Annotated in this window: 14 protein-coding genes, 2 tRNA genes and 3 rRNA genes; 11 read left to right on the forward strand and 8 right to left on the reverse strand. The window is 59.1% G+C overall.

Annotated elements, in window-relative coordinates:
- Positions 1-61: 61 nt before the first annotated feature.
- From N6C22_RS03870 to N6C22_RS03880, 3 genes are all read right to left on the reverse strand, one after another.
- Positions 62-2,842, reverse strand: coding sequence for a PGF-CTERM sorting domain-containing protein (locus N6C22_RS03870; RefSeq protein ID WP_261649527.1), 2,781 nt, complete (start codon positions 2,840-2,842; stop codon positions 62-64).
- Between the two features lie 183 nt (positions 2,843-3,025).
- Positions 3,026-4,081, reverse strand: a complete 1,056-nt coding sequence (locus tag N6C22_RS03875) for a quinone-dependent dihydroorotate dehydrogenase (RefSeq protein WP_261649528.1) — start codon at positions 4,079-4,081, stop codon at positions 3,026-3,028.
- 66 nt (positions 4,082-4,147) lie between these two features.
- Positions 4,148-4,345, reverse strand: coding sequence for a hypothetical protein (locus N6C22_RS03880; protein ID WP_121816299.1), 198 nt, complete (start codon positions 4,343-4,345; stop codon positions 4,148-4,150).
- 244 nt (positions 4,346-4,589) lie between these two features.
- Between N6C22_RS03880 and N6C22_RS03885 the strand changes: the two genes are divergently transcribed.
- From N6C22_RS03885 to N6C22_RS03910, 6 genes are all read left to right on the forward strand, one after another.
- A complete protein-coding gene (locus N6C22_RS03885; protein WP_261649530.1) occupies positions 4,590-4,895 on the forward strand; it encodes a non-histone chromosomal MC1 family protein in 306 nt (101 codons plus the stop codon).
- A gap of 771 nt (positions 4,896-5,666) precedes the next feature.
- Positions 5,667-7,139: ribosomal RNA gene (locus tag N6C22_RS03890) — 16S ribosomal RNA — on the forward strand.
- 118 nt (positions 7,140-7,257) lie between these two features.
- Positions 7,258-7,329 (forward strand) — tRNA-Ala (locus N6C22_RS03895).
- A 210-nt stretch (positions 7,330-7,539) separates the two neighbouring features.
- A 23S ribosomal RNA gene (locus N6C22_RS03900) occupies positions 7,540-10,455 on the forward strand.
- A 128-nt stretch (positions 10,456-10,583) separates the two neighbouring features.
- Positions 10,584-10,705, forward strand: a 5S ribosomal RNA gene (rrf, locus tag N6C22_RS03905).
- Together the 16S, 23S and 5S rRNA genes with 2 tRNA genes alongside form the textbook arrangement of a ribosomal RNA operon.
- Positions 10,706-10,865: 160 nt before the next feature.
- Positions 10,866-10,941: transfer RNA gene (locus N6C22_RS03910), tRNA-Cys, on the forward strand.
- Between the two features lie 219 nt (positions 10,942-11,160).
- Here N6C22_RS03910 and N6C22_RS03915 read toward each other — a convergent pair.
- Entirely contained in the window at positions 11,161-11,526 is a 366-nt protein-coding gene (locus tag N6C22_RS03915) for a hypothetical protein (protein WP_261649531.1), read from the reverse strand.
- Between the two features lie 340 nt (positions 11,527-11,866).
- On the opposite strand from N6C22_RS03915, the gene N6C22_RS03920 reads away from it, so the two are divergent.
- Positions 11,867-13,054 (forward strand): hypothetical protein, encoded by a 1,188-nt coding sequence (locus N6C22_RS03920; protein ID WP_261649532.1) that lies wholly within the window; start codon positions 11,867-11,869, stop codon positions 13,052-13,054.
- Here N6C22_RS03920 and N6C22_RS03925 read toward each other — a convergent pair.
- Positions 13,051-14,184: a DNA cytosine methyltransferase gene (locus N6C22_RS03925; protein WP_261649534.1), complete on the reverse strand. Its 1,134-nt coding sequence runs from the start codon at positions 14,182-14,184 to the stop codon at positions 13,051-13,053. The genes N6C22_RS03920 and N6C22_RS03925 overlap by 4 nt on opposite strands.
- Before the next feature lie 164 nt (positions 14,185-14,348).
- On the opposite strand from N6C22_RS03925, the gene N6C22_RS03930 reads away from it, so the two are divergent.
- Genes N6C22_RS03930 through N6C22_RS03940 form a run of 3 tightly spaced genes read left to right on the forward strand, consistent with a single transcriptional unit; the run spans position 14,349 to position 15,745 of the window.
- Positions 14,349-14,528: a hypothetical protein gene (locus tag N6C22_RS03930; protein ID WP_261649536.1), complete on the forward strand. Its 180-nt coding sequence runs from the start codon at positions 14,349-14,351 to the stop codon at positions 14,526-14,528.
- The gene (locus N6C22_RS03935; RefSeq protein ID WP_261649537.1) at positions 14,528-15,319 is read left to right on the forward strand and encodes a hypothetical protein; all 792 of its coding nucleotides are present in this window, start codon (positions 14,528-14,530) and stop codon (positions 15,317-15,319) included. Before N6C22_RS03930 ends, N6C22_RS03935 begins: the two co-directional genes overlap by 1 nt.
- A 3-nt stretch (positions 15,320-15,322) precedes the next feature.
- Positions 15,323-15,745 (forward strand): EVE domain-containing protein, encoded by a 423-nt coding sequence (locus N6C22_RS03940; protein WP_261649539.1) that lies wholly within the window; start codon positions 15,323-15,325, stop codon positions 15,743-15,745.
- A gap of 73 nt (positions 15,746-15,818) precedes the next feature.
- Here N6C22_RS03940 and N6C22_RS03945 read toward each other — a convergent pair whose 3' ends face one another.
- The 3 genes from N6C22_RS03945 to N6C22_RS03955 all read right to left on the reverse strand — a co-directional run bounded on the left by N6C22_RS03945 (position 15,819) and on the right by N6C22_RS03955 (position 18,256).
- The gene (locus N6C22_RS03945) at positions 15,819-15,950 is read right to left on the reverse strand and encodes a hypothetical protein (RefSeq protein WP_261649540.1); all 132 of its coding nucleotides are present in this window, start codon (positions 15,948-15,950) and stop codon (positions 15,819-15,821) included.
- Positions 15,951-16,470: 520 nt separating this feature from the next.
- Positions 16,471-16,941 carry a hypothetical protein gene (locus N6C22_RS03950; protein WP_261649542.1) on the reverse strand — a complete coding sequence of 157 codons (471 nt, stop codon included), beginning with the start codon at positions 16,939-16,941 and terminating at the stop codon, positions 16,471-16,473.
- Between the two features lie 268 nt (positions 16,942-17,209).
- Positions 17,210-18,256 (reverse strand): hypothetical protein, encoded by a 1,047-nt coding sequence (locus N6C22_RS03955; protein ID WP_261649543.1) that lies wholly within the window; start codon positions 18,254-18,256, stop codon positions 17,210-17,212.
- A 153-nt stretch (positions 18,257-18,409) separates the two neighbouring features.
- On the opposite strand from N6C22_RS03955, the gene N6C22_RS03960 reads away from it, so the two are divergent.
- A complete protein-coding gene (locus tag N6C22_RS03960) occupies positions 18,410-19,267 on the forward strand; it encodes a hypothetical protein (protein WP_261649545.1) in 858 nt (285 codons plus the stop codon).
- Positions 19,268-19,432: the final 165 nt, after the last annotated feature.

Genomic DNA, 19,432 nt, shown 5'->3' on the forward strand with positions numbered 1-19,432 from the left:
CGAATCGTGTAGTCGAACCGTGGACTCGAATCGTGGGTTCGAATCGCGGAGTCGCCGTGATTCAGGCGCGGCGGTGACCGACCAGGACGGTTCCTGCAAGCGCGAGCAGTGCCAGTAGTGCACCGAACCCGGGCGAGCCATCGGTCGAAACTCCCGTTCCCGAGGTGCCGTTGCTCGCCACTGTGGTCTCCGTTTCTCCGGCAGTGGCCGTCGAGTCGGTCGGTTCGCCAGTGGTCGCTCCGGCTGTCTTCTCGTCGGGGCTTCCCTCCGTCCCTTCGTCGGCGCCTCCCTGCGCGGTGGTCGTCTGTTCCTGTTGCTCGGTGTCCGACTGGTCCGACCCGCTCTCGACGGTCAGGTCGACGGACGCGACCGCGGTGGTGTCGGCGCTCTCGAACGACAGGGTGTACGTTCCGGGCGGAACCCCGGCGGCGTCGGCGGTCACCGTGGTGTCGGTGCCATCGACCGCGATGCGGGCGTAGTCCGGGTCTGAGTCGTCGTCATCCGGCGAATCGACGGGTTCGCCAGCGCCGAGGATGGCGACGAGATCGGTCGGGGAGAGGGATGCCGACGTGACGTGGAGCGTGTAGCCGTCCCGGTTGCTCGACACGTCGAGCGTGGCCGTCGTGGTTCCGTCGTCGCCGACGTTCTCGACGGTGGTCTGGTCTGCGCTGGCGGCGAGTGCCTGCTCGGTGGCGGTGAACGTGACCGTGGTGTTCTGCTCGCTGACGAGCCGGTAGGCACCCGGGTCGAGGTCTACCGTCTCTACCGTGAGGGACCCGTCGTCACCGGTTGCGAGCTCGGCGACGAAGGGCCAGGTGTCGCCGTCCTGTTGCTGGAGTTCGACGGTCGCGTTGGCGTCGAAGGTGTCGGTCTCGAGGAGTTGCCCACGCCAGAGTCGGCCGGCGTCGGTCGTCGACTGATTGTCCGTGTCCGCCTCGTCGTCGACGAGTTCGAACTGTCGCTCGACCCCGTCGTCATTCACGACGCGGAAGGTTCCGGGGGCGAGGCTGTCCGTCTCGACGAGGAGAGTGCCGGCGCTGTCGGCGGTGAGCTGGGCGACGAAGGCCCAGGCGTCGCCGTCCTGTTGCTGGAGTTCGACGGTCTCGTCTGCGTCGAAGGCGTCGGTTTCGAGGGTCTGACCGACCTCGTGGGGGCCGTCGGAGAGTGAGACGGTCTCGCCGGTCGAGCCGTCGTTCTGGTCCGAGCTACCATCGTCGCCGGTACTGCCGTCGTCTCCGGAGCCACCGTCGTCACCAGTGCTACCATCGTCGCCGGAGCTACCATCGTCTCCAGAGCCGCCGTCGTCTCCGGAGCCGTCGTCGCCCTCTCCGGCGAGGAGGTCGAACGTCAGTTCGGTGCCGCCGTCGGCCACGAGGCGGAAGGTGCCGGGTTCGAGGTCGACCGTCTCGACCGTGAGGGACCCGTCGTCGCCGACGGCGAGTTCGGCCACGAAGGGCCAGGTGTCGCCGTCCTGCTGCTGGAGTTCGACGGTGGTGTTGGCGGCGAAAGCGTCTGTCACGAGCGTGTCGCCGACCTCGTGGGGGCCATCGGAGACGTTCGTCACGTTCCCATCGGTGACGGTAAGGTCGAGCGAGTCGGCCGCCGGCGTGTCCGCGCTGGTGACCGAGAGCGTGTAGTTCCCCGGGCTGACGCCGGTGAGGTTGGCCACGATGTCGGTATCCGTGCTCGCGTTCGCGATGGTGACGTAGTCGGGCTCGGTGTCCGCGTCGTCAGGGTCGTCTTCGAGGCTCCCGGCGGCGAGGACGGTCGCGAGGTCGGTGGGAGACAGGTTGTCGGCCGTGATGTGGAGGGCGAAGCCGGTCCGGTTGCTCGCGACGTGCAGCGTGGTCGTCGTCTCGGTTCCGTTCGTCTCGACGACAGTCTGCTCTGCCTGGACGTCCAGCGTCTGCTCGGTGACGGTGAAGCCGACCTCGGTCCCGTTGCCGTCGACCAGCCGGTGCTCGCCGGTCGTGTGGCCGAGGGTGTCGATGGTCAGGTTCCCGGTGCCGTCGGCGGTGTCCTGGCCTTCGGTGACCCAGTCCGTGCCGTTCCATCGCTGGACGTCGACGGTCGTGTCGGCAGCGAAGGCGGTGGTCTCGAGGAACTGGCCGCGCCAGAGGCGGCCGGCGTCGACGGTGGTATTGTCGTCGCCGTCGTCTCCGCTGGAGTCGGTGACAGAGAGGTCGAGGCTGTCGGATTCGCCCGTATCTGCGACCACGAACGAGAACGTGTAGGGACCGGTCGCGACGCCGCTGAAGTTCGCCGTGACCGTCGTCGATGTACTCGCATTCCGGAGCACGACGTAGTCGGGGTCGGTGTCGTCGTCCGTGGGGTCGTCTTCCAGTGTCCCGGCGTCGAGGACGCCCGCGAGCTCGGCCGGTGTCAGGTTGTCGGCCGTGACCTGCACGTCGTAGCCGACACGGTTGCTATCGAGGGCCAGCCCAGCACTGGTGTTGTTTCCGCTGGTCTCGACGGTCGTCACGTTCGACCCGGTGGCGAACGCTTGTTGTGAGACGGCGAACTCGAGGACCGTCCCGTTCCCGTCGGTCAGGCGGTAGTCGTTGGTCTCGAGGTCGGCTGTCTGGATGGTCACGTGGCCGGTCTCGTTGGGTGGTGCCTCCGAGACGAACTGCCAGCCAGAACTACCCTTCCGCTCCAGTTCGACCGACGCGTTGGTGTCGAAGGCGTCGGTCTCGAGGACCTGGCCGGCCCAGTAGCGACCACCGTCCTCGATGGGCGGGCTGGTGGTCGCGGTGACGGCGGGGATGGCGGCGGTCGCGACGAGCGATACGGCAAGTACCAGTGCGAGTAGCTGACTCGCGCGGAGAGGGCTCAGTGTCATCGTCGGGGACGTCCCACCGCTGGGCAGCCAGACCGTGACAGCCAGCGAGCAGGGCGCATTCTCGAAAAATTTTCACCCAACATATTTGTAACTTGTTGTGTCTCTCTGCTGGGATTCGGTCGGTCTTCCTTGGGGACGAGCGAGAGAACGAATGCTCGGAATGCTGGCGCTCTACGTGGCCGTCTACAGGTCCGCCCCGACCGCGGCCTCGACGGAGTCGAACCCGTCGCGTTCGAGCAGGTCGAGCAGACCGCGGTTGATGTCGCGCGCGAGGGAGGGACCCTCGTACACGAGGCCGGTGTAGAGCTGGACGAGCGAGGCCCCGGCGCGAATCTTGTCGTAGGCACCCTGGGCGTCCGAGACGCCACCGACGCCGACGACCGGGACGTCGACGCGCTCGGCGACGAAGCGGATCATCTCGGTGGCGCGGTCCTCGATGGGCGCACCCGAGAGCCCGCCGGTCTGGGCTGCATTGGGACTCCGAAGCGAATCCGGGCGTTCCGTGGTCGTGTTGGTCGCGACGACACCGTCGAGGTCGAGGTCGGTCACGATGTCGAGGGCGTCCTCGATGGCCGGCTCGGGGAGGTCGGGTGAGAGCTTGACGAGCAGGGGGGAGGCACCCGCGTCCTTGACTGCACCGAGGATAGCCTCCATCTCGTCGCGGTTCTGCAGGTCGCGCATCCCTTCCGAGTTCGGGCAGGAGACGTTGACGACGAAGAAGTCACCGCCCTCGGCGACCTGTTCGTAGGTGTAGCGGTAGTCTTCGGGGGCCTCCTCGGCCGGCGTAGATTCGGAGAGGGCGATGTTGACGCCCACGGGGATGTCCGGGCGGTTCAGCTCTCGGAGGCGGCGGCCGACGCGGTCGGCACCCTGGTTGTTCAGCCCCATACGGTTGACGATGGCGCGGTCCTCGCGCAGCCGGAACATGCGTGGGCGCGGGTTGCCCGGCTGTGCTTCGGCGGTAACGCCACCCACCTCGATGTGGCCGAATCCGAGCGCGGCGACCGCCCGCGGGACCTCGGCGTTCTTGTCGAAGCCCGCGGCGACGCCGACCGGGGTGGGGAACGTCTGGTCGAACACGTCGACGTGGAGCCGGTCGTCGTCGATTCGATATCGGCTCGCGAGTGCTGTCTCTACTGGTGTGTCCTGTACCGCCGACAACAGTCCGTGGACCGTGTTGTGCGCTGTCTCTGCGGGCAGCGCGAAGAACAACGGCCTGGCGACGTCGTAGAGAGTCATCTACGCATCAGGGGGATACCGACCCGTAAAAGCGTCCCGAAGCCCCGGCGACCGATGGTACGTTGCTTAGAACTCGTGTTCGACCTCGTCCTTGTCTGCTTTCTGGATGATAATCTTGTCCTCTCGCACGCGTACGAAGACCTCGTCTCCGATCTCCATGCCGGCGACCGCCAGCTCGTCTTCGTGGAGGTTGATGTGCACGTTGTGGTATTCCCCGTTCTCGTCTTTGGCACCACTCGGGCTCAACTTCTTTTTCCGTACCATCGCGGTAGTCTATCTCGTGTGTTCGCCACAGGACATACATAAGTGTTTTCTACGGCTGAACACACGGCGACACGTCACGCGCACAGAACATTCCACGGGTGGAATCCGGCCCAAAACCGGGAATCAGGAGACGGGACCGACCCTGGTTTTGGGGCCCGTATATAAACACATCGTCGCCGTCACCCGTTTTCGGGGGATATCTTTATGACGGGTCGTGTGTTGCCTTGACATGGAGGGAAAAATCATGGTACGTGAAGATGGTAAGCGAAACTTCGCGCTGCGTGAACAGAACGGCGAAACAAGTGTCTTCTCGGGTAACACCCCACGACAGGCAGCGCTGAAGGCTGCGCGGCGACTCGAACCGGCACCGAGTGAGGGCGATGCTGACCGCATCGAGCTCCGACTCCGCGAGAAAGGCACCGACAAGGTACACATCTACGAGGGATGGGCCTGGCGCGAGACCGCGCCGGACGACAAACCGGACTGGATGCCGAGCGAGATCACCGAGGCGAACGTCTCCAAGAAGGGTATCGAACACCTCGAAGAGTGACGTCGGGTGCTCGAGCGCGACTCGCGCGAGTACACGCGAATCAACAACCGTTTTTAGGAGGACACCGCACTCAGTCGTACGCGGTTCACACCCGACCAGACCTGACGCGACCAGCGAGGGATGACCGGTCGGCCTCCACCCGCGTCACATCGTTCTGACCACCGACCTCGGAGCGGCTGCACTGTCGTGACTGTAGTTGCCCCTGTGTGACCGCTGTCTCACGTCAACAGGTTCTCACACCGCGCGCAGTTCGACGAGGTTAAATGTCTCACCCTACTCTCTCAGAATGTGAACGACGTGGCGCTCAGCGCCACTCCCTCCGGCCGTGACCCGGCACGGAGGCAGGCACGTTTCCAGCGCGGTCGGCATCGACACGCTGGTCCCGTCGAGGAACCCTCGATGTCGGACTCGATTCGATGCCCTTATACGTACGAGCACGCTGGGATGAGAACGCAGACAGCACACACGCGATTCGGGACGCGTTGAACTCGTGTCCCAATCTCGGGCCATGTCCGCCGAGGTCGTCTCGGTGGACGCACGCGAACTTCGATGGGTTTAATACCTGTCTCGAAGTACGTTCAGGTCCGAAAGGAAATGAGGATTCCACCCCTGCGGTCCGCCGTATACGATGGAATCTGATGTTAGCCTTGGTAGTTCGGTGACGCCTGATCGGCCACGCCGGTCGGTTCACCGAACATGGACCACGCAATGCAATGGATACACCATTCACATGGTGTACCCGCCAAGCCCCCCGAGCATCAGCTCGGGAGCATTCCGGTTGATCCTGCCGGAGGTCATTGCTATTGGAGTCCGATTTAGCCATGCTAGTTGCACGAATTCATATTCGTAGCAGATAGCTCAGTAACACGTGGCCAAACTACCCTATAGACCAGAATAACCTCGGGAAACTGAGGCTAATGCTGGATACTCCTCTATTCCTGGAATGGATTGAGGTACAAATGCTCCGGCGCTATAGGATGTGGCTGCGGCCGATTAGGTAGACGGTGGGGTAACGGCCCACCGTGCCAATAATCGGTACGGGTTGTGAGAGCAAGAGCCCGGAGACGGAATCTGAGACAAGATTCCGGGCCCTACGGGGCGCAGCAGGCGCGAAAACTTTACACTGCACGACAGTGCGATAAGGGGACTCCAAGTGCGAGGGCATAGAGCCCTCGCTTTTGTGTACCGTAGGGAGGTACACGAATAAGAGCTGGGCAAGACCGGTGCCAGCCGCCGCGGTAATACCGGCAGCTCGAGTGATGACCGATTTTATTGGGCCTAAAGCGTCCGTAGCCGGCCAGGCAAGTCTGTTGGGAAATCTACTCGCTCAACGAGTAGGCGTCCAGCGGATACTGTTTGGCTCGGGACCGAGAGACTCAAGGGGTACGTCTGGGGTAGGAGTGAAATCCTGTAATCCTGGACGGACCGCCGATGGCGAAAGCACCTTGAGAGATCGGATCCGACGGTGAGGGACGAAAGCTGGGGTCACGAACCGGATTAGATACCCGGGTAGTCCCAGCTGTAAACGATGCCAGTTAGGTTTGGCGCGGGCTACGAGCTCGTGCTGTGCCGCAGTGAAGACGATAAACTGGCCGCCTGGGAAGTACGTCCGCAAGGATGAAACTTAAAGGAATTGGCGGGGGAGCACTACAACCGGAGGAGCCTGCGGTTTAATTGGACTCAACGCCGGACATCTCACCAGCTCCGACAGTATGCAGTGAAAGTCAGTGTGATGAGCTTACTTGAGCTACTGAGAGGAGGTGCATGGCCGCCGTCAGCTCGTACCGTGAGGCGTCCTGTTAAGTCAGGCAACGAGCGAGACCCGCACTCTTAATTGCCAGCAGCAGTTTCGACTGGCTGGGTACATTAGGAGGACTGCCAGTGCCAAACTGGAGGAAGGAACGGGCAACGGTAGGTCAGTATGCCCCGAATGAGCTGGGCTACACGCGGGCTACAATGGTCGAGACAATGGGAAGCCACCTCGAGAGAGGGCGCTAATCTCCGAAACTCGATCGTAGTTCGGATTGTGGGCTGAAACTCGCCCACATGAAGCTGGATTCGGTAGTAATCGCACCTCAGAAGGGTGCGGTGAATACGTCCCTGCTCCTTGCACACACCGCCCGTCAAAGCACCCGAGTGAGGTCCGGATGAGGCCATCGCAACGATGGTCGAATCTGGGCTTCGCAAGGGGGCTTAAGTCGTAACAAGGTAGCCGTAGGGGAATCTGCGGCTGGATCACCTCCACAGACCGGGACCGGGCAGTACGCCCGGCCCACCTTATCCATGTTCGACGAACCGCCGTCGTGCCCGTTCAGGCACCTTTGAACTACCAAGGCTGATATTGTACCCCCGATTTGGGGGTGGGCCCATAGCTCAGTGGTAGAGTGCCTCCTTTGCAAGGAGGATGCCCTGGGTTCGAATCCCAGTGGGTCCATCTCATCGAAACCGGTTCGAATCGTTCCCCTTAAGTGTGGGACGACGGAACCGTGTTTCGAAGACAGAACCGATGCACCATCCCGTGCAAGCGAGGGTGGGAAGGGTCGAACGTGCGCCAAGAAGACTACTTGGCTGCGTAATGAAACCGTGTGTAAACGCAATCCAGACGTCCACTGGACCTTTCACCAGGTAACAGTGAACGTCCCACTCAGCGTGGCTACTTTGCCACCTGGTGGATGGCTCGGCTCGAGTGCCGACGAAGGACGTGCCAAGCTGCGAAAAGCCGTAGGGACCCGCACGGAGGGTAAGAACTACGGATCTCCTAATAGGAATCCTCTCGCAATTGCCTTGCGCAATGGGGAACGCCGGGAATTGAAACATCTCAGTACCGGCAGGAAGAGAAAGCAATCCGCGATGTCGTTAGTAACGGCGAGTAAACGCGACACAGTCCAAACCGAAGCCCTCACGGGCAATGTGGTGTTCGGACTGACTCTCACTGCTCGACCGTCTGCATGAAGTCTCTTGGAACAGAGCACGATACAGGGTGACAGTCCCGTAATCCAGACCAGTACAGCACGCGTCAGCTCCAGAGTAGCGGGGGTTGGATATCCCTCGTGAATATGGCAGGCATCAACTGCTAAGACTAAATACTACTCGAGACCGATAGTGAACAAGTAGCGTGAGCGAACACTGAAAAGCACCCCGAAAAGGGAGGTGCAATAGGGCCTGAAATCAGGTGGCGATAGAGCGACGTGGCACAAAAGGTCCTGTGAAAAACGACCCGCCCGCAAGGGCACAGTAGGAATCACAGGAAGCCGGTGTCGCGTCGTGCGTTTTGAAAAACGAGCCAGGGAGTGTATCTGATCGACGAGTCTAACCCGTTAACCGGGGAAGGCGTAGGGAAACCGACAGGGCCGCAGTATTACCAGGGCCGCCGTGTTCAAGCGCGGGGAGTCGACCGGATACGACCCGAAACCAGGCGATCTATGCGTGGGCAAGGCGAAGCGTGCCGAAAGGCACGTGGAGGCCTGTTAGAGTTGGTGTCCTTCAATACCCTCTCGTGACCTACGTATAGGGGTGAAAGGCCCATCGAGCCTGGCAACAGCTGGTTCCAGCCGAAACATGTCGAAGCATGACCTCTGCTAAGGTAGTTCGTGGGGTAGAGCGACCGATTGGGAGACTCGCCATCGAGAGATGTCGACCTCCCTGTCAAACTCCAAACCTACGAACGCCATCGATGCAGGGAGTCCGGTGTGCGGGGTAAGCCTGTGCACCATGAGGGAGACAACCCAGAGTCGGGTTAAGGACCCAAAATGCGGACTAAGTGCGATTGAAGGTGGTCTCAAGCCCTAAACAGCCGGGAGGTGAGCTTAGAAGCAGCTACCCTCTAAGAAAAGCGTAACAGCTTACCGGCCGAGGTTTGAGGCGCCGAAAATGATCGGGGCTCAAGTCCGCTTCCGAGACCTGACGATGCTCTTGACCGAGCAATTCCGTAGGCTGGCGCTCTGATCGGGTGGAAGCACGGGTGAGAACTCGTGTGGACCGATCAGTGACGAAAATCCTGGCCATAGTAGCAGCGTTAGTCGGGTGAGAACCCCGACGGCCGAACGAGCAAGGGTTCCTCGACAATGCCAATCAGTCGAGGGTTAGCCGATCCTAAGTCACACCGTAATTCGAATGTGACAACAGGGAAACTGGTTAATATTCCAGTGCTCTCATACACTCAAAGTTGACGCTTTGGGGACAGTCGAGCTGGGCCTTCGCCCAGTCGAATCGTGGAAATCCGTGGAAGCCGTAATGGCACGAAGCGGACGAATCACGAGATAGCGTAAGTCGACCGTACCTAGAGCCCGTGAAAAGACGAGTATGAGATTCGTACCAAGAACCGACACAGGTGCTCGTGGCAGTGAAAGCCAAGGCCTGTCGGGAACAACCGACGTTAGGGAATTCGGCAAGTTAGTCCCGTAAGTTCGCGATAAGGGATGCCTGCCCTGTATAGGGGCAGGTCGCAGTGACTCGGACGCTCCGACTGTCTAGTAACAACATAGGTGACCGCAAATCCGCAAGGACTCGTACGGTCACTGAATCCTGCCCAGTGCGGGTATCTGAACACCTAGTACAATAGGACGAAGGACCCGTCAACGGCGGGGGTAACTATGACCCTCTTAAGGTAGCGTAGTACCTTGCCGCTTCAGTAGCGGCTTGCATGAATGGATCAACGAGAGCGTCACTGTCCCAACGTTGGGCCCGGTGAACTGTACGTTCCAGTGCGGAGTCTGGAGACCCCCAAGGGGAAGCGAAGACCCTATAGAGCTTTACTGCAGGCTGTCGCTGGGACACGGTCGCTAATGTGCAGGATAGGTAGGAGTCATTACACAGGTACCCGCGCTAGCGGGCCACCGAGACATCACTGAAATACTACCCATTAGTGACTGTGACCCTCACTCCGGGAGGAGGACACCGGTAGCCGGGCAGTTTGACTGGGGCGGTACGCGCTTGAAAAGATATCGAGCGCGCCCTAAGTCCATCTCATCCGAGTCGGAGACTCGGAGAAGAGCGCAAGAGCATAAGATGGGCTGACAATGATCTTCCTAACGAGGATCGTTGACGCGAAAGCGTGGTCTAGCGAACCAATTATCCTGCTCGATGCGGGAAATTGATGACAGAAAAGCTACCTTAGGGATAACAGAGTCGTCACGCGCAAGAGCACATATCGACCGCGTGGCTTGCTACCTCGATGTCGGTTCCCTCCATCCTGCCCGTGCAGAAGCGGGCAAGGGTGAGGTTGTTCGCCTATTAAAGGAGGTCGTGAGCTGGGTTTAGACCGTCGTGAGACAGGTCGGCTGCTATCTATTGGGGGTGCTATGGCACCTGACGTGAACGTTCGTATAGTACGAGAGGAACTACGAATGGTGACCACTGGTGTACCGGTTGTCCGAGAGGGCACGTGCCGGGCAGCTACGTCACACGGGGTAAGAGCTGAATGCATCTAAGCTCGAAACCCACATGGAAAAGAGGTGCCGCTGAGACCACTCGTAGAAGACGAGTTCGATAGACTCGGGATGTACGCGCCAAGGCAACGAGGCGTTCAGTCCGCGAGCACTAACAGGTCAAGCCACACAATCATACCGCATACTGGGATCTTCACCACATGGTGGAAGGTCCAGGCGTTAACTGGATTGCGTTTACACACTGGTTTCAATGACCACCGATATTGGATCGTTGTCGCGGTTCGATTCCGCGGATCGGCGTTAAGGCGGCCAGAGCGGTGAGGTTACACCCGTACCCATCCCGAACACGGAAGTTAAGCTCACCTGCGTTTGGGCGAGTACTGGAGTGCGCGAGCCTCTGGGAAAATTCATTCGCCGCCTCCATTCATACTACAAGCCACACACCCGTCGGGGTGTGTGGCTTTCTTCATTTATAGCCGGGGAGTACCGACAGCGGTCGGCGCTCTCCGGGTGCGTTCGGACACCCAGTGGCAACACCGTATCGCTACGTTTAAACGCCAGAAAGCAGTACTATCTGTTGCGTGCCAAGGTGGCAGAGTCCGGCCGAACGCAGCGGCCTGCAGAGCCGCCCATCGCCGGTTCAAATCCGGCCCTTGGCTTGATACCTCCTTTATACAGTTAGTTCAAAGCCATACCTCGACAACCCTCGCCGGTGTGGATCACCGCGTCATTTCCACCACGGATCCCTGTATCTGATTATTGCCACATCTTCGACGTGCATGACTCCACGGATGAAATCAAAGGTCTTCGCAACCCCGCCGAATATGTTGCCATTCTCCCGGTAATTCGTGGGGAGGATGAGACACCCAATCTCAATTCTATGCCTTTTTACGGTACGCCTGAGCTCTATTGATGAATTTCAAGAGGTCGTCACTTACGCGCTTGCGCTCGCTTTTCTCTATCTCGATAGCAATGCGGTTCTCAGCGTGATAGAGGTCAACGCTGTGGTCGAAGTTCTTGTCTTTCCAAATCTCAGTTGCCGAGTATCGTCCGGATTCGGGTGCTTGTTCGTACTCATACTCCGGAAGCGAATTAGCAATCTCGTTGTCGAAGGCTTGCAGTTCATGACGACTCTCGATTTCGACGAAAGCGGTATCTCGGATCCCAAGATACCTTCCCACGAACGTATAGCCAGGCGACTTGGTGAGGCTGGCCTTGATACCGAACGGTTCATCGACGTTCACGACGGCGAGAAGAAAATCTCGGACCACGCGAAGTTCGGTCCAGAGCGCGTCAAAGTGTTGAGGCGGTTGCCACGCTGCCGGCAGTGCTCAACCGAGGTAATCACCGGTTGCCGGGTAAGACCTCATCTTCGTGGGGAGCGGCAAGGTCTAGCTCAACGTCCTGATAGGTTTAACGCTGCCAGCGTGAGTGGGCACAGCTGTTTGTTGTCGTCTGGTTCGATGTGTGGCTACAAGATAACCCCGCATCCACAATGGTGGGAACGTTATAAACGAATCGAACGAATTAGTTCAATTAGTCTGATACTTTTTAAGCGGGCACAGGCGGTACGTCCAGCTACCAATGCAGGATATCTGGGATGTCATCGACGTTGATACCTATCTCGCGTCGATCGTCAACGAGGACAATATTGAGGAACACCTGATCCAAGAAGCCCGATGGAAGGTATCTTACCGAGACACTCAGTTCAATCAGCGTGGTATGATGGACCGGTACCACCGTGCCATGGAACTTGACGAAAGATCTCTGGACTGGGAGGACCTCGGTGTCTCCGACCAAGCTATCGAAACCCTAGGAAATAACGGCATCACACAACAGCAGCTGCACCAGTTCTTTGCCCACCCGACCATCCTCACAGCAAACAACAACCTGTTCGAACACTACCGAACCCTTGCCGGTGTCTCCGACAACCGGCTCCGCGACATAGGAAGTGTCCGGTCCGCCGTTCGCCAGCTTCGGAACGACAACCAGAGGGTCACAGAAACCGAGGAACTCCGCCGGCTTTGTAGGTTCTTCAACTCCTTGATTAGCACATGGGCATCCAGCCTCACCGACGACGATCCAGAGGCACGGGCCCTGATTAGCGTTGCTTTGACCGAGGGCTCGGCAATCGAAGGTTCCTCGCGGAACGCTGGTGGGAGAAAAGCCGTGGTCAATGTTGGATCTGTTATCGTTGAGGACCTGTGGGAGCACGACCAATTGGAGTCGTTCCGGTTCAAACTCACATCTGGCGATAGCTTCAAAACCGTACCGGTCTCCTTAGTCGGAGAGGAACACACCATATCGGAGATCTCCGGTGCATACGCCATTGAGAAAATCACTGCAACCAACGGTGGTGAGGTTGCGTTCACCGAGCCTGATATGATCGTGCGGTCTCCACGGGGTGTTGAGGGATTCGGCGAGATCAAGGACCGAAAGGACACCAGCAACCAGTGGGAGGGTTGGCTACCGCTAATCAGAAGTAAACTTGAGGACTTCAAGGATCGGAACCCAGATGCGAAACGGATTATGATCCAGCCAGTCTATACCGAACGCATGATCCACGGTGAGCGCGGTAGTGATGCACGGGACGTCGGAATCCGCGACTTCATTCTGGAAGACGACCTGCTGGATGTCCCGTTCAACATGAGCCAGATGCTCGCAGACGAAGACGTCAGAGACTTCTTCGGTAGCTACATCCGCTACCTCATGGGTCTGACTGACAGCTTCGAGTATCGACGGGTACCAGAAACAGCCGACTCTCAGGGTTAGTCGCTGAAGGCGTTCTCCAACGTCGCCTGCCGCGCACCTTTCTCCTCGATCGGATACCATTGCTTGACCTCTTCCGCAATCGCTTCCCCCAGTTTCGGCGGCACCGCGTTCCCATTCTGTTCATACCACGAGATAAATGAGCCCTGGAACTCCCAGTCGTCGGGGAATGACTGCAGCCGAGCTGCTTCACGGACAGTGATGTTCCGGTTCTGCTCCGGGTGGACGTACCGGCCGCATGACGGTGTCGAAGATTTTCGGGTTATCGTACCGGCCGGTCGGTCCCAGTGCATCCGGCCATACGTATCACAGAACGATCCCAGATCGCCGTTTTCGGCCCTTTTCTTCATTGAGTCCAGCCAGTACTCGTCCTGATATGGTTCGGGAATATCCATCCAGGACCCGCCGTCATTCGGAACCAGGTCCAACATTTTGACGATTCGATCGGTGTGGTTGGGGGCCCGATGCATCGGATCGTCCGGATCCTCTTCCCCGGCCTTAACGGGTGGCAGATCCTCGATTGCATCCCGAACTGTACGGTGGTCATCAACGTTTGGACTAGGTAGCTCAACTTTACGGCTGTCTTTTCGAGCAATGATAATTGCCCGGTTCCGGCGTTGCGGCACCCCGAAGTCTGCCGCGTTAAGAATATCTGACTTGACTAGATAGCCGGCGTCTTTCAGAATCTCGTAGGTCCGGTTCCAGTACTTCTCCTTCGATCCCCGGATCAGTTCGGGAACATTTTCCATGACGAAAAACTCGGGTTCCATCTCGACAGCGAGCTCAGCGCTGAACGAAACCAGCGTGTTCCGCTCGTCATGGTCATAGTCATCCTTGTTACGGTGCTGGCTGAAACCCTGGCATGGCGCACAGGAGATCAGGACATCTAATTCTCCCTTGCTGACACCGAACTCGTCAAGGAGGCCGTCAGCAGTGTAATTTGTAATATCTCCAATAATTGGTTCGGTCCCGATGTTGTGCCCGTAAGTTTCACAGGCGTTTTCGTTCTGATCGATTGCGCCGACGCAGTCGAATCCCACCTGTTCGAAACCCTGGCTCATACCGCCGCACCCGCTGAAAAGGTCTACGTATTGAAGGTCGTCCAGTTCGTCAGTGACGTTTCTATCCGACATCGATTCTTCAACTGTATTTTCACCGGGCATGTGTCTTATAACCTCTGCTGTTGACGGGTCCTAGTGGTAAAGAACTTTCTAGTATTATTCGACTCAAAAGTCCAATTAGGCCTTCAAGCGCTCTTTCGTGCAATTATTACAATAGAGGCATCCAGTGCCTATGTATGGAAAAATACTTGCTCAACGTGACCACAATCCAGCAGGGCCATAAGATGCAGCTGGTGAAAGAGGTCCGCGAGAAATGGGGTGAGGACATGACAGAACCGGGTGGTAAGATCGCGTTCTACGAAGATGACGACGGTAACATCATTATTGAACCCGCGGGTAAGCCTGGCGAGGATTGATGAACGCGACCGCAACGTTACCGTTCGGTCAAACCACAACAAGCTACGAGGAGCTACTGGACACTACCGATATCGATGCGGCCTCGGATATCGCATCCAACTTCGGAGTTACCGACCCGAAAGCTTCGACTGACGCATTTCTTCGGCAGGTACCCCACCTGCTCTCCTGGCTTGCAGAATACGGTCGCCAGTATCCATGGAGGGACACGAAAGACCCATGGAAGGTGTATCTTACCGAGATACTGCTACAACGTACCAACGGTAACGCTGTTGCTACCATCTACGACGATGTCCTTGATCGCTTCCCGTCGCCATGTAGTCTTGACCGTGCAACAGATGAAGAGATCCAGCAAGTCGTCTACTCATTAGGATTGGTCGATAACCGTGTAAAGACCCTACGCAGTATCGGAACCACGTTCTGCAACGAATACAATAATAACGTCCCCGATGCACTTGAGAAGCTCAAAGAACCGTGGGGCGTCGGAAACTACTCCGCACGAGCTACCCAGCTGTTTGCCAGAGACCGAGCACTTGCCCTGGTCGACGCAAATATTATAAGAGTCATCGAGCGGGTTCTGGATTTAGAGATGCCCCAACAACCCCACAAAGACGACGATGTATACCGGTTCATGGAAGCTCTGACGCCGGATACACCGGAATTGGCCCGCGCATTCAACCTGGCACTGCTCGACCTCGGTGCCCTCATATGTACACCGACCAATCCAGCATGCGAATCGTGCCCTATTAACGAGTGCTGCACATACTATATGAAAACAAAGCTGGTCAAGTGATCTATGAAGTACTTCTGGCTCAATCAAAAGGACTCAGATAGCAGTCCATACAAGGACGAGGAGGGACAGGTCTACCACTACCGTGAGTACACACCGGGCTACAAGCAACTTTCGACTGGTGACCGGTTCGTCTACTACCGACCTGGCAAACATGTCTTGTTCGGGACCGGAACAATCGGAGATGTCGAACAACGGGAGTGGGGCATGGGAGATGGGACAGAAACCCACATCGAGTACTACGCCCACATCGAGAACTATCGGCCGTTCGACCCTGAACTCAATGTCAGGGAGATTAAGAACCAGATATCGTTCCTTCAGGACCGCAATGGACTATCTGGAGTACCGCAAAATAGTATCCGCCGTCTCGATAAAGATGATTTCTTGACAATTATTGAAGCGGCTGGTGTCGAACTGTTCGATGTCTAAACTGATTGGCCCTATTGGAATAGTTAAAATTACGGTGTGGATAGTCGCGAGAAAGATAACAAATGTAGACATTCTATTCGCCGACTCTCATTCGTTCGAGAAGCGCCGTCTTCACGTCCGGGTCGTCGAGGAGGCTGTCAATGGTCTCGATTTTCTCTCGTATGCTTGTGTCCTCCGGGTCCGTTTCGGCGTAGTCCTGTTTCACGTCGTCCTGTATTTCCTCAACCTGGCTGCCGCCTCAACGCGCATGGCTTGACCACAGCGGGAACAGAAGTGCGCTCGCGCTTCTCCTAATACCCACACCGGGGGACAGGGAACCGGTCCGATATGCTCGGTCTCCCTTCGTCGACATCGAGACCATGGAGCCTCGCCAGTTCGTTGTCGGTGTCCTCGCCGAAGATGGTAACGTACCGGCTGGCGGTCGCGAACCGCGGACCCACCCGTGTCGCTGTTTGAGGTGTGCCTGGCTCAGCCCTTTGCTGGCGTGGTAACTCGCGCTACTCTTGCGGAAGTTCGTCAGCGTCACCGGTTTGCCCACGCCGGCGCGGTCGGCCGGCTTCTTGAACATCTTAGTGAGCAGCCGATAACTGATACCCTCGGGCTCGGTCAGTTTCGACCACAGTGGGGCGTCGAGGTCCGACGGCTCGGGGTGTTCGTCGAGCCAGTCGCGCACGTAGGGGGACGCTCGGAATCAGTAGTACCGTCCGGCTGCTTTCCGCCGGCCGTCACCCGGAGTCCGTGTTCGTGGTCCGTGACGTCCCCGACGGTGAGGTCGCTGAACTCGAACCCATGAAGCCCAGCGTCGAACTGGAGTGCAATAGCAGCGGCATCGCGCCTTGTTTTGTCGGCTCAATCATCGGGATGACGTCCTTGTTCCAATCGAGCATGTTCCCAGGCTTGGGTGCCGGGTCGTAGTTCCTCGACGTACTGGATGGAATCCAGTTGAGGGAAGCGGGCGGTTCGTCGGGGTCGCCCCCCACGCCGTCGTCGGTGACACGGCAGCCGAACACTTTCAGCGCCACACGGTAGTCCTGATTTATTTCCTCGGTGTTGTAGCCCCGATTAATCCAGCGAACGATGGCCTCGGCGTCCGGTTTTTCGATCAGCGCCGTGTTAATGCTGCCCACCCGTTTCGCGATGGTGAGAACGTGGCGTAGCAGTTTGACGTGCCGGTAGGTGGAGTAGTTCGAGTGCAACAGCGTCAGCGCGTCGTCGAACGCCGGAGGGCGTCACGGTCGTCCTCGCTAACGTCGGCTTCCTCTATTCGGTCGCGTAGGTTTTTTAGTTGGACCTCCAGGGAAGTCATGATTACCCTACGTGACCACTTCAAATATCGTTACTAATTGGCCTTGAGCTCGACTTATTTAGCCAGTTCAGGGCCGGCCCTTGGCTTCTTTCGAATTCGATTCGTGAGCGACCGGTCTCGACTTCAGGCCGCGTCGTGGCGACAAATCTTCCGAGTCGTCACGCCCAGTCGAGCCCGCTCGGCTCGACCGGCGCAGGCAACGGACTCGTCGGCAGCTCCGCGTCTAGCTCGGGGTCGTTGTACCCGCCGGGGGCCACGTCGTTGGGGGCGTCGGGGTAGAACAGCGAGGCGAGCGCCTGGATGTGGCCGCGCCCGACCACGAGTTCGAACTGGCCGCCGCCGTACATCGTGATGTCTCGTTCCACGCAGTAGTCGATGGTGTCGAGCAGGGACTCGACGGTGCCGAACCGCGAGGGTTTGATGTTGAGCCACCGGGGCTCGAACGGGAGGGATTCGACGCTCTCGATGCCGGTGATGGGGTAGTCCCAGCTGACGCGGGCTTCGTGGTCGTCGAAGATGTGTCGAGTGTCGTCGGTGATCCCAGGGTCTTCGATGACGCTGTCCGGGAACCCCTCGACGACGCGCCGGTAGAGCTCGGGGTCCGGTTCCTGGTCGACGCTCGTACCCTCGTAGAGGCCCTTGAGGTCGAGGACCCGGACCGCCCCGGTGTCGGCGAGGCTGGCGACGAGGTCGTCGTCCCAGTCGGGGGTCGGGTCGAGTTTGAACTCGGCGTCGGGGAAGACGCGCTGGATCGCGTCGATGCGGTCGAACGTCGGCGGGTCGCCGAGGCGGGTGCTGACGATGAAGCGGACGGGGTCGTAGGACCGCCCGAGTGCCTCCCCGAGCGAGGTTCCGGCCTGCTTGAGCGCGAGGTCGAGGGCGGCGCTCTCGACGGCCCAGCGCCGGTAGTGGTGGGCGGTGTCGCGTTCGGGTGGCTGCGGGAACAGCGAGACGTCGTCGAGGAAAGCGGAGAACGTTCCGTGCGTGTACGTGCCCGCGAAATCGAAGTCGTGGTTCTCGATGAGGGCGTCGTGGTCCGGGGTGTCGTAGGTGACGTCCTCGCCACGGCCGACGTGCCCGTCGCCGTGGAGTTCGAACACCGTCGAGACGCGGGTGAAGTCACTGGAGGTGTCGCGTTCGTGTCGGGTCAGCTCGTAGCTGTCGATGTTGAGGGTGAGGTCGGCCAGGGCGTCGTACAGTCCCATGGACTGATGATTGGGCAGACAGGGAGAAGGGTCTACCGCCGACCCGGTTCCAGACGGCTGTTCGCGAGTCGGCGAAAGGGAGCCAGTGACGGTCGGTCTCACCGGTTGAGAGAGTTAGTAATCGTTATACGCGGGGCGTACTACGCCCCACACATGCAACGACGAGCAGCGGCGGCGTACGTCGCTATCTTCCTCGTACTCATAACGGGGGCGTACGCGTTCATCACGATCGCGGAAGCACCCGAGGTGGGTCTCGAGAACCCGGATGCCACGTTGAAATCGGGAGACACCATCACGGTCGACGGTCGCCAGTACAACGCGACCGAGGTCTCGGCGAGTGAGTCGTCCGGTGGCGGCCACGGCGGCGGTGGCGGCGTCACCTACACGGCCAAGCTGGTCTGGGTGAACGAATCCGCGACGGCCTCCGAGACGTGGACGAACAACACGACGGTCACCTTCGAGGACGCGACCTACCGCGCGTTCATCGCGAACACGTCCTCGCCGAGCGAGGTCACGCTCCGCTGGGAGCCCGGTGACCAGTACAACGCCCAGTGGGTCAACGGCACCCAGTACATCGACGGCGACCTCGACAAGCCGGACCGTCAGGCCGTCACCGTCGAGGAGTTCATCGCGTCCTCGAACAACAGCTCCATCCAGACGCGCACGCTCGACGTCTCCGGGGAGACGATGACGTTCAAGGGCAACCAGAGCACGGTGACGCGCGCACCCGAGACCGTCACCTTCACCTGGACCTCACCCACGGAGAACGAGGTCTCGTTCGGCCAGAACGCGAACGTGTCCCTCAACGGTGTCGCGTACGCTGCGCACTTCCCGACCGATGACTCGGTCGAGCTCAAGCGTGGCGAGTCCGCTCAGCAGTCCCTCGCGGCATCCATCGAGACCCAGCACCGCTTCAAAGAGCGCATCAACGGTGTCTGGGGCGTCGTCCTCGTCGGTGGCACCGGCCTCATCCTGCTGGTCGGCTTCGCGTTCCTCCCGCGCAAGGAGTAGCGCGACTCGTCTTCTTCGGTAGCGACCGTTTCTTCACGGCTCGACTGTGCTCCCCGAGCCTTGCGTTCGGGACCGTTCTGGGATGTCGAGTCGAACAGACCGGTGTCTCGCCTGGGCTGTCGTCGTGTGTCTCTCCGGCCTCGAAAAAAGTGTAACAGCGTCGCG

Origin of the sequence: Haloarchaeobius sp. HME9146, assembly GCF_025399835.1 — an archaeon.
Lineage (GTDB): Archaea > Halobacteriota > Halobacteria > Halobacteriales > Natrialbaceae > Haloarchaeobius.

What these genes read in the sequence shown, in the direction of transcription:
- N6C22_RS03870 (WP_261649527.1), bottom strand. Translation starts at nt 2,842, where the DNA reads ATGACACTGAGCCCTCTCCGCGCGAGTCAGCTACTCGCACTGGTACTT.
- N6C22_RS03875 (WP_261649528.1), bottom strand. Translation starts at nt 4,081, where the DNA reads ATGACTCTCTACGACGTCGCCAGGCCGTTGTTCTTCGCGCTGCCCGCA.
- N6C22_RS03880 (WP_121816299.1), bottom strand. Translation starts at nt 4,345, where the DNA reads ATGGTACGGAAAAAGAAGTTGAGCCCGAGTGGTGCCAAAGACGAGAAC.
- N6C22_RS03885 (WP_261649530.1), top strand. Translation starts at nt 4,590, where the DNA reads ATGGTACGTGAAGATGGTAAGCGAAACTTCGCGCTGCGTGAACAGAAC.
- N6C22_RS03920 (WP_261649532.1), top strand. Translation starts at nt 11,867, where the DNA reads ATGCAGGATATCTGGGATGTCATCGACGTTGATACCTATCTCGCGTCG.
- N6C22_RS03925 (WP_261649534.1), bottom strand. Translation starts at nt 14,184, where the DNA reads ATGTCGGATAGAAACGTCACTGACGAACTGGACGACCTTCAATACGTA.
- N6C22_RS03930 (WP_261649536.1), top strand. Translation starts at nt 14,349, where the DNA reads ATGGAAAAATACTTGCTCAACGTGACCACAATCCAGCAGGGCCATAAG.
- N6C22_RS03935 (WP_261649537.1), top strand. Translation starts at nt 14,528, where the DNA reads ATGAACGCGACCGCAACGTTACCGTTCGGTCAAACCACAACAAGCTAC.
- N6C22_RS03940 (WP_261649539.1), top strand. Translation starts at nt 15,323, where the DNA reads ATGAAGTACTTCTGGCTCAATCAAAAGGACTCAGATAGCAGTCCATAC.
- N6C22_RS03955 (WP_261649543.1), bottom strand. Translation starts at nt 18,256, where the DNA reads ATGGGACTGTACGACGCCCTGGCCGACCTCACCCTCAACATCGACAGC.
- N6C22_RS03960 (WP_261649545.1), top strand. Translation starts at nt 18,410, where the DNA reads ATGCAACGACGAGCAGCGGCGGCGTACGTCGCTATCTTCCTCGTACTC.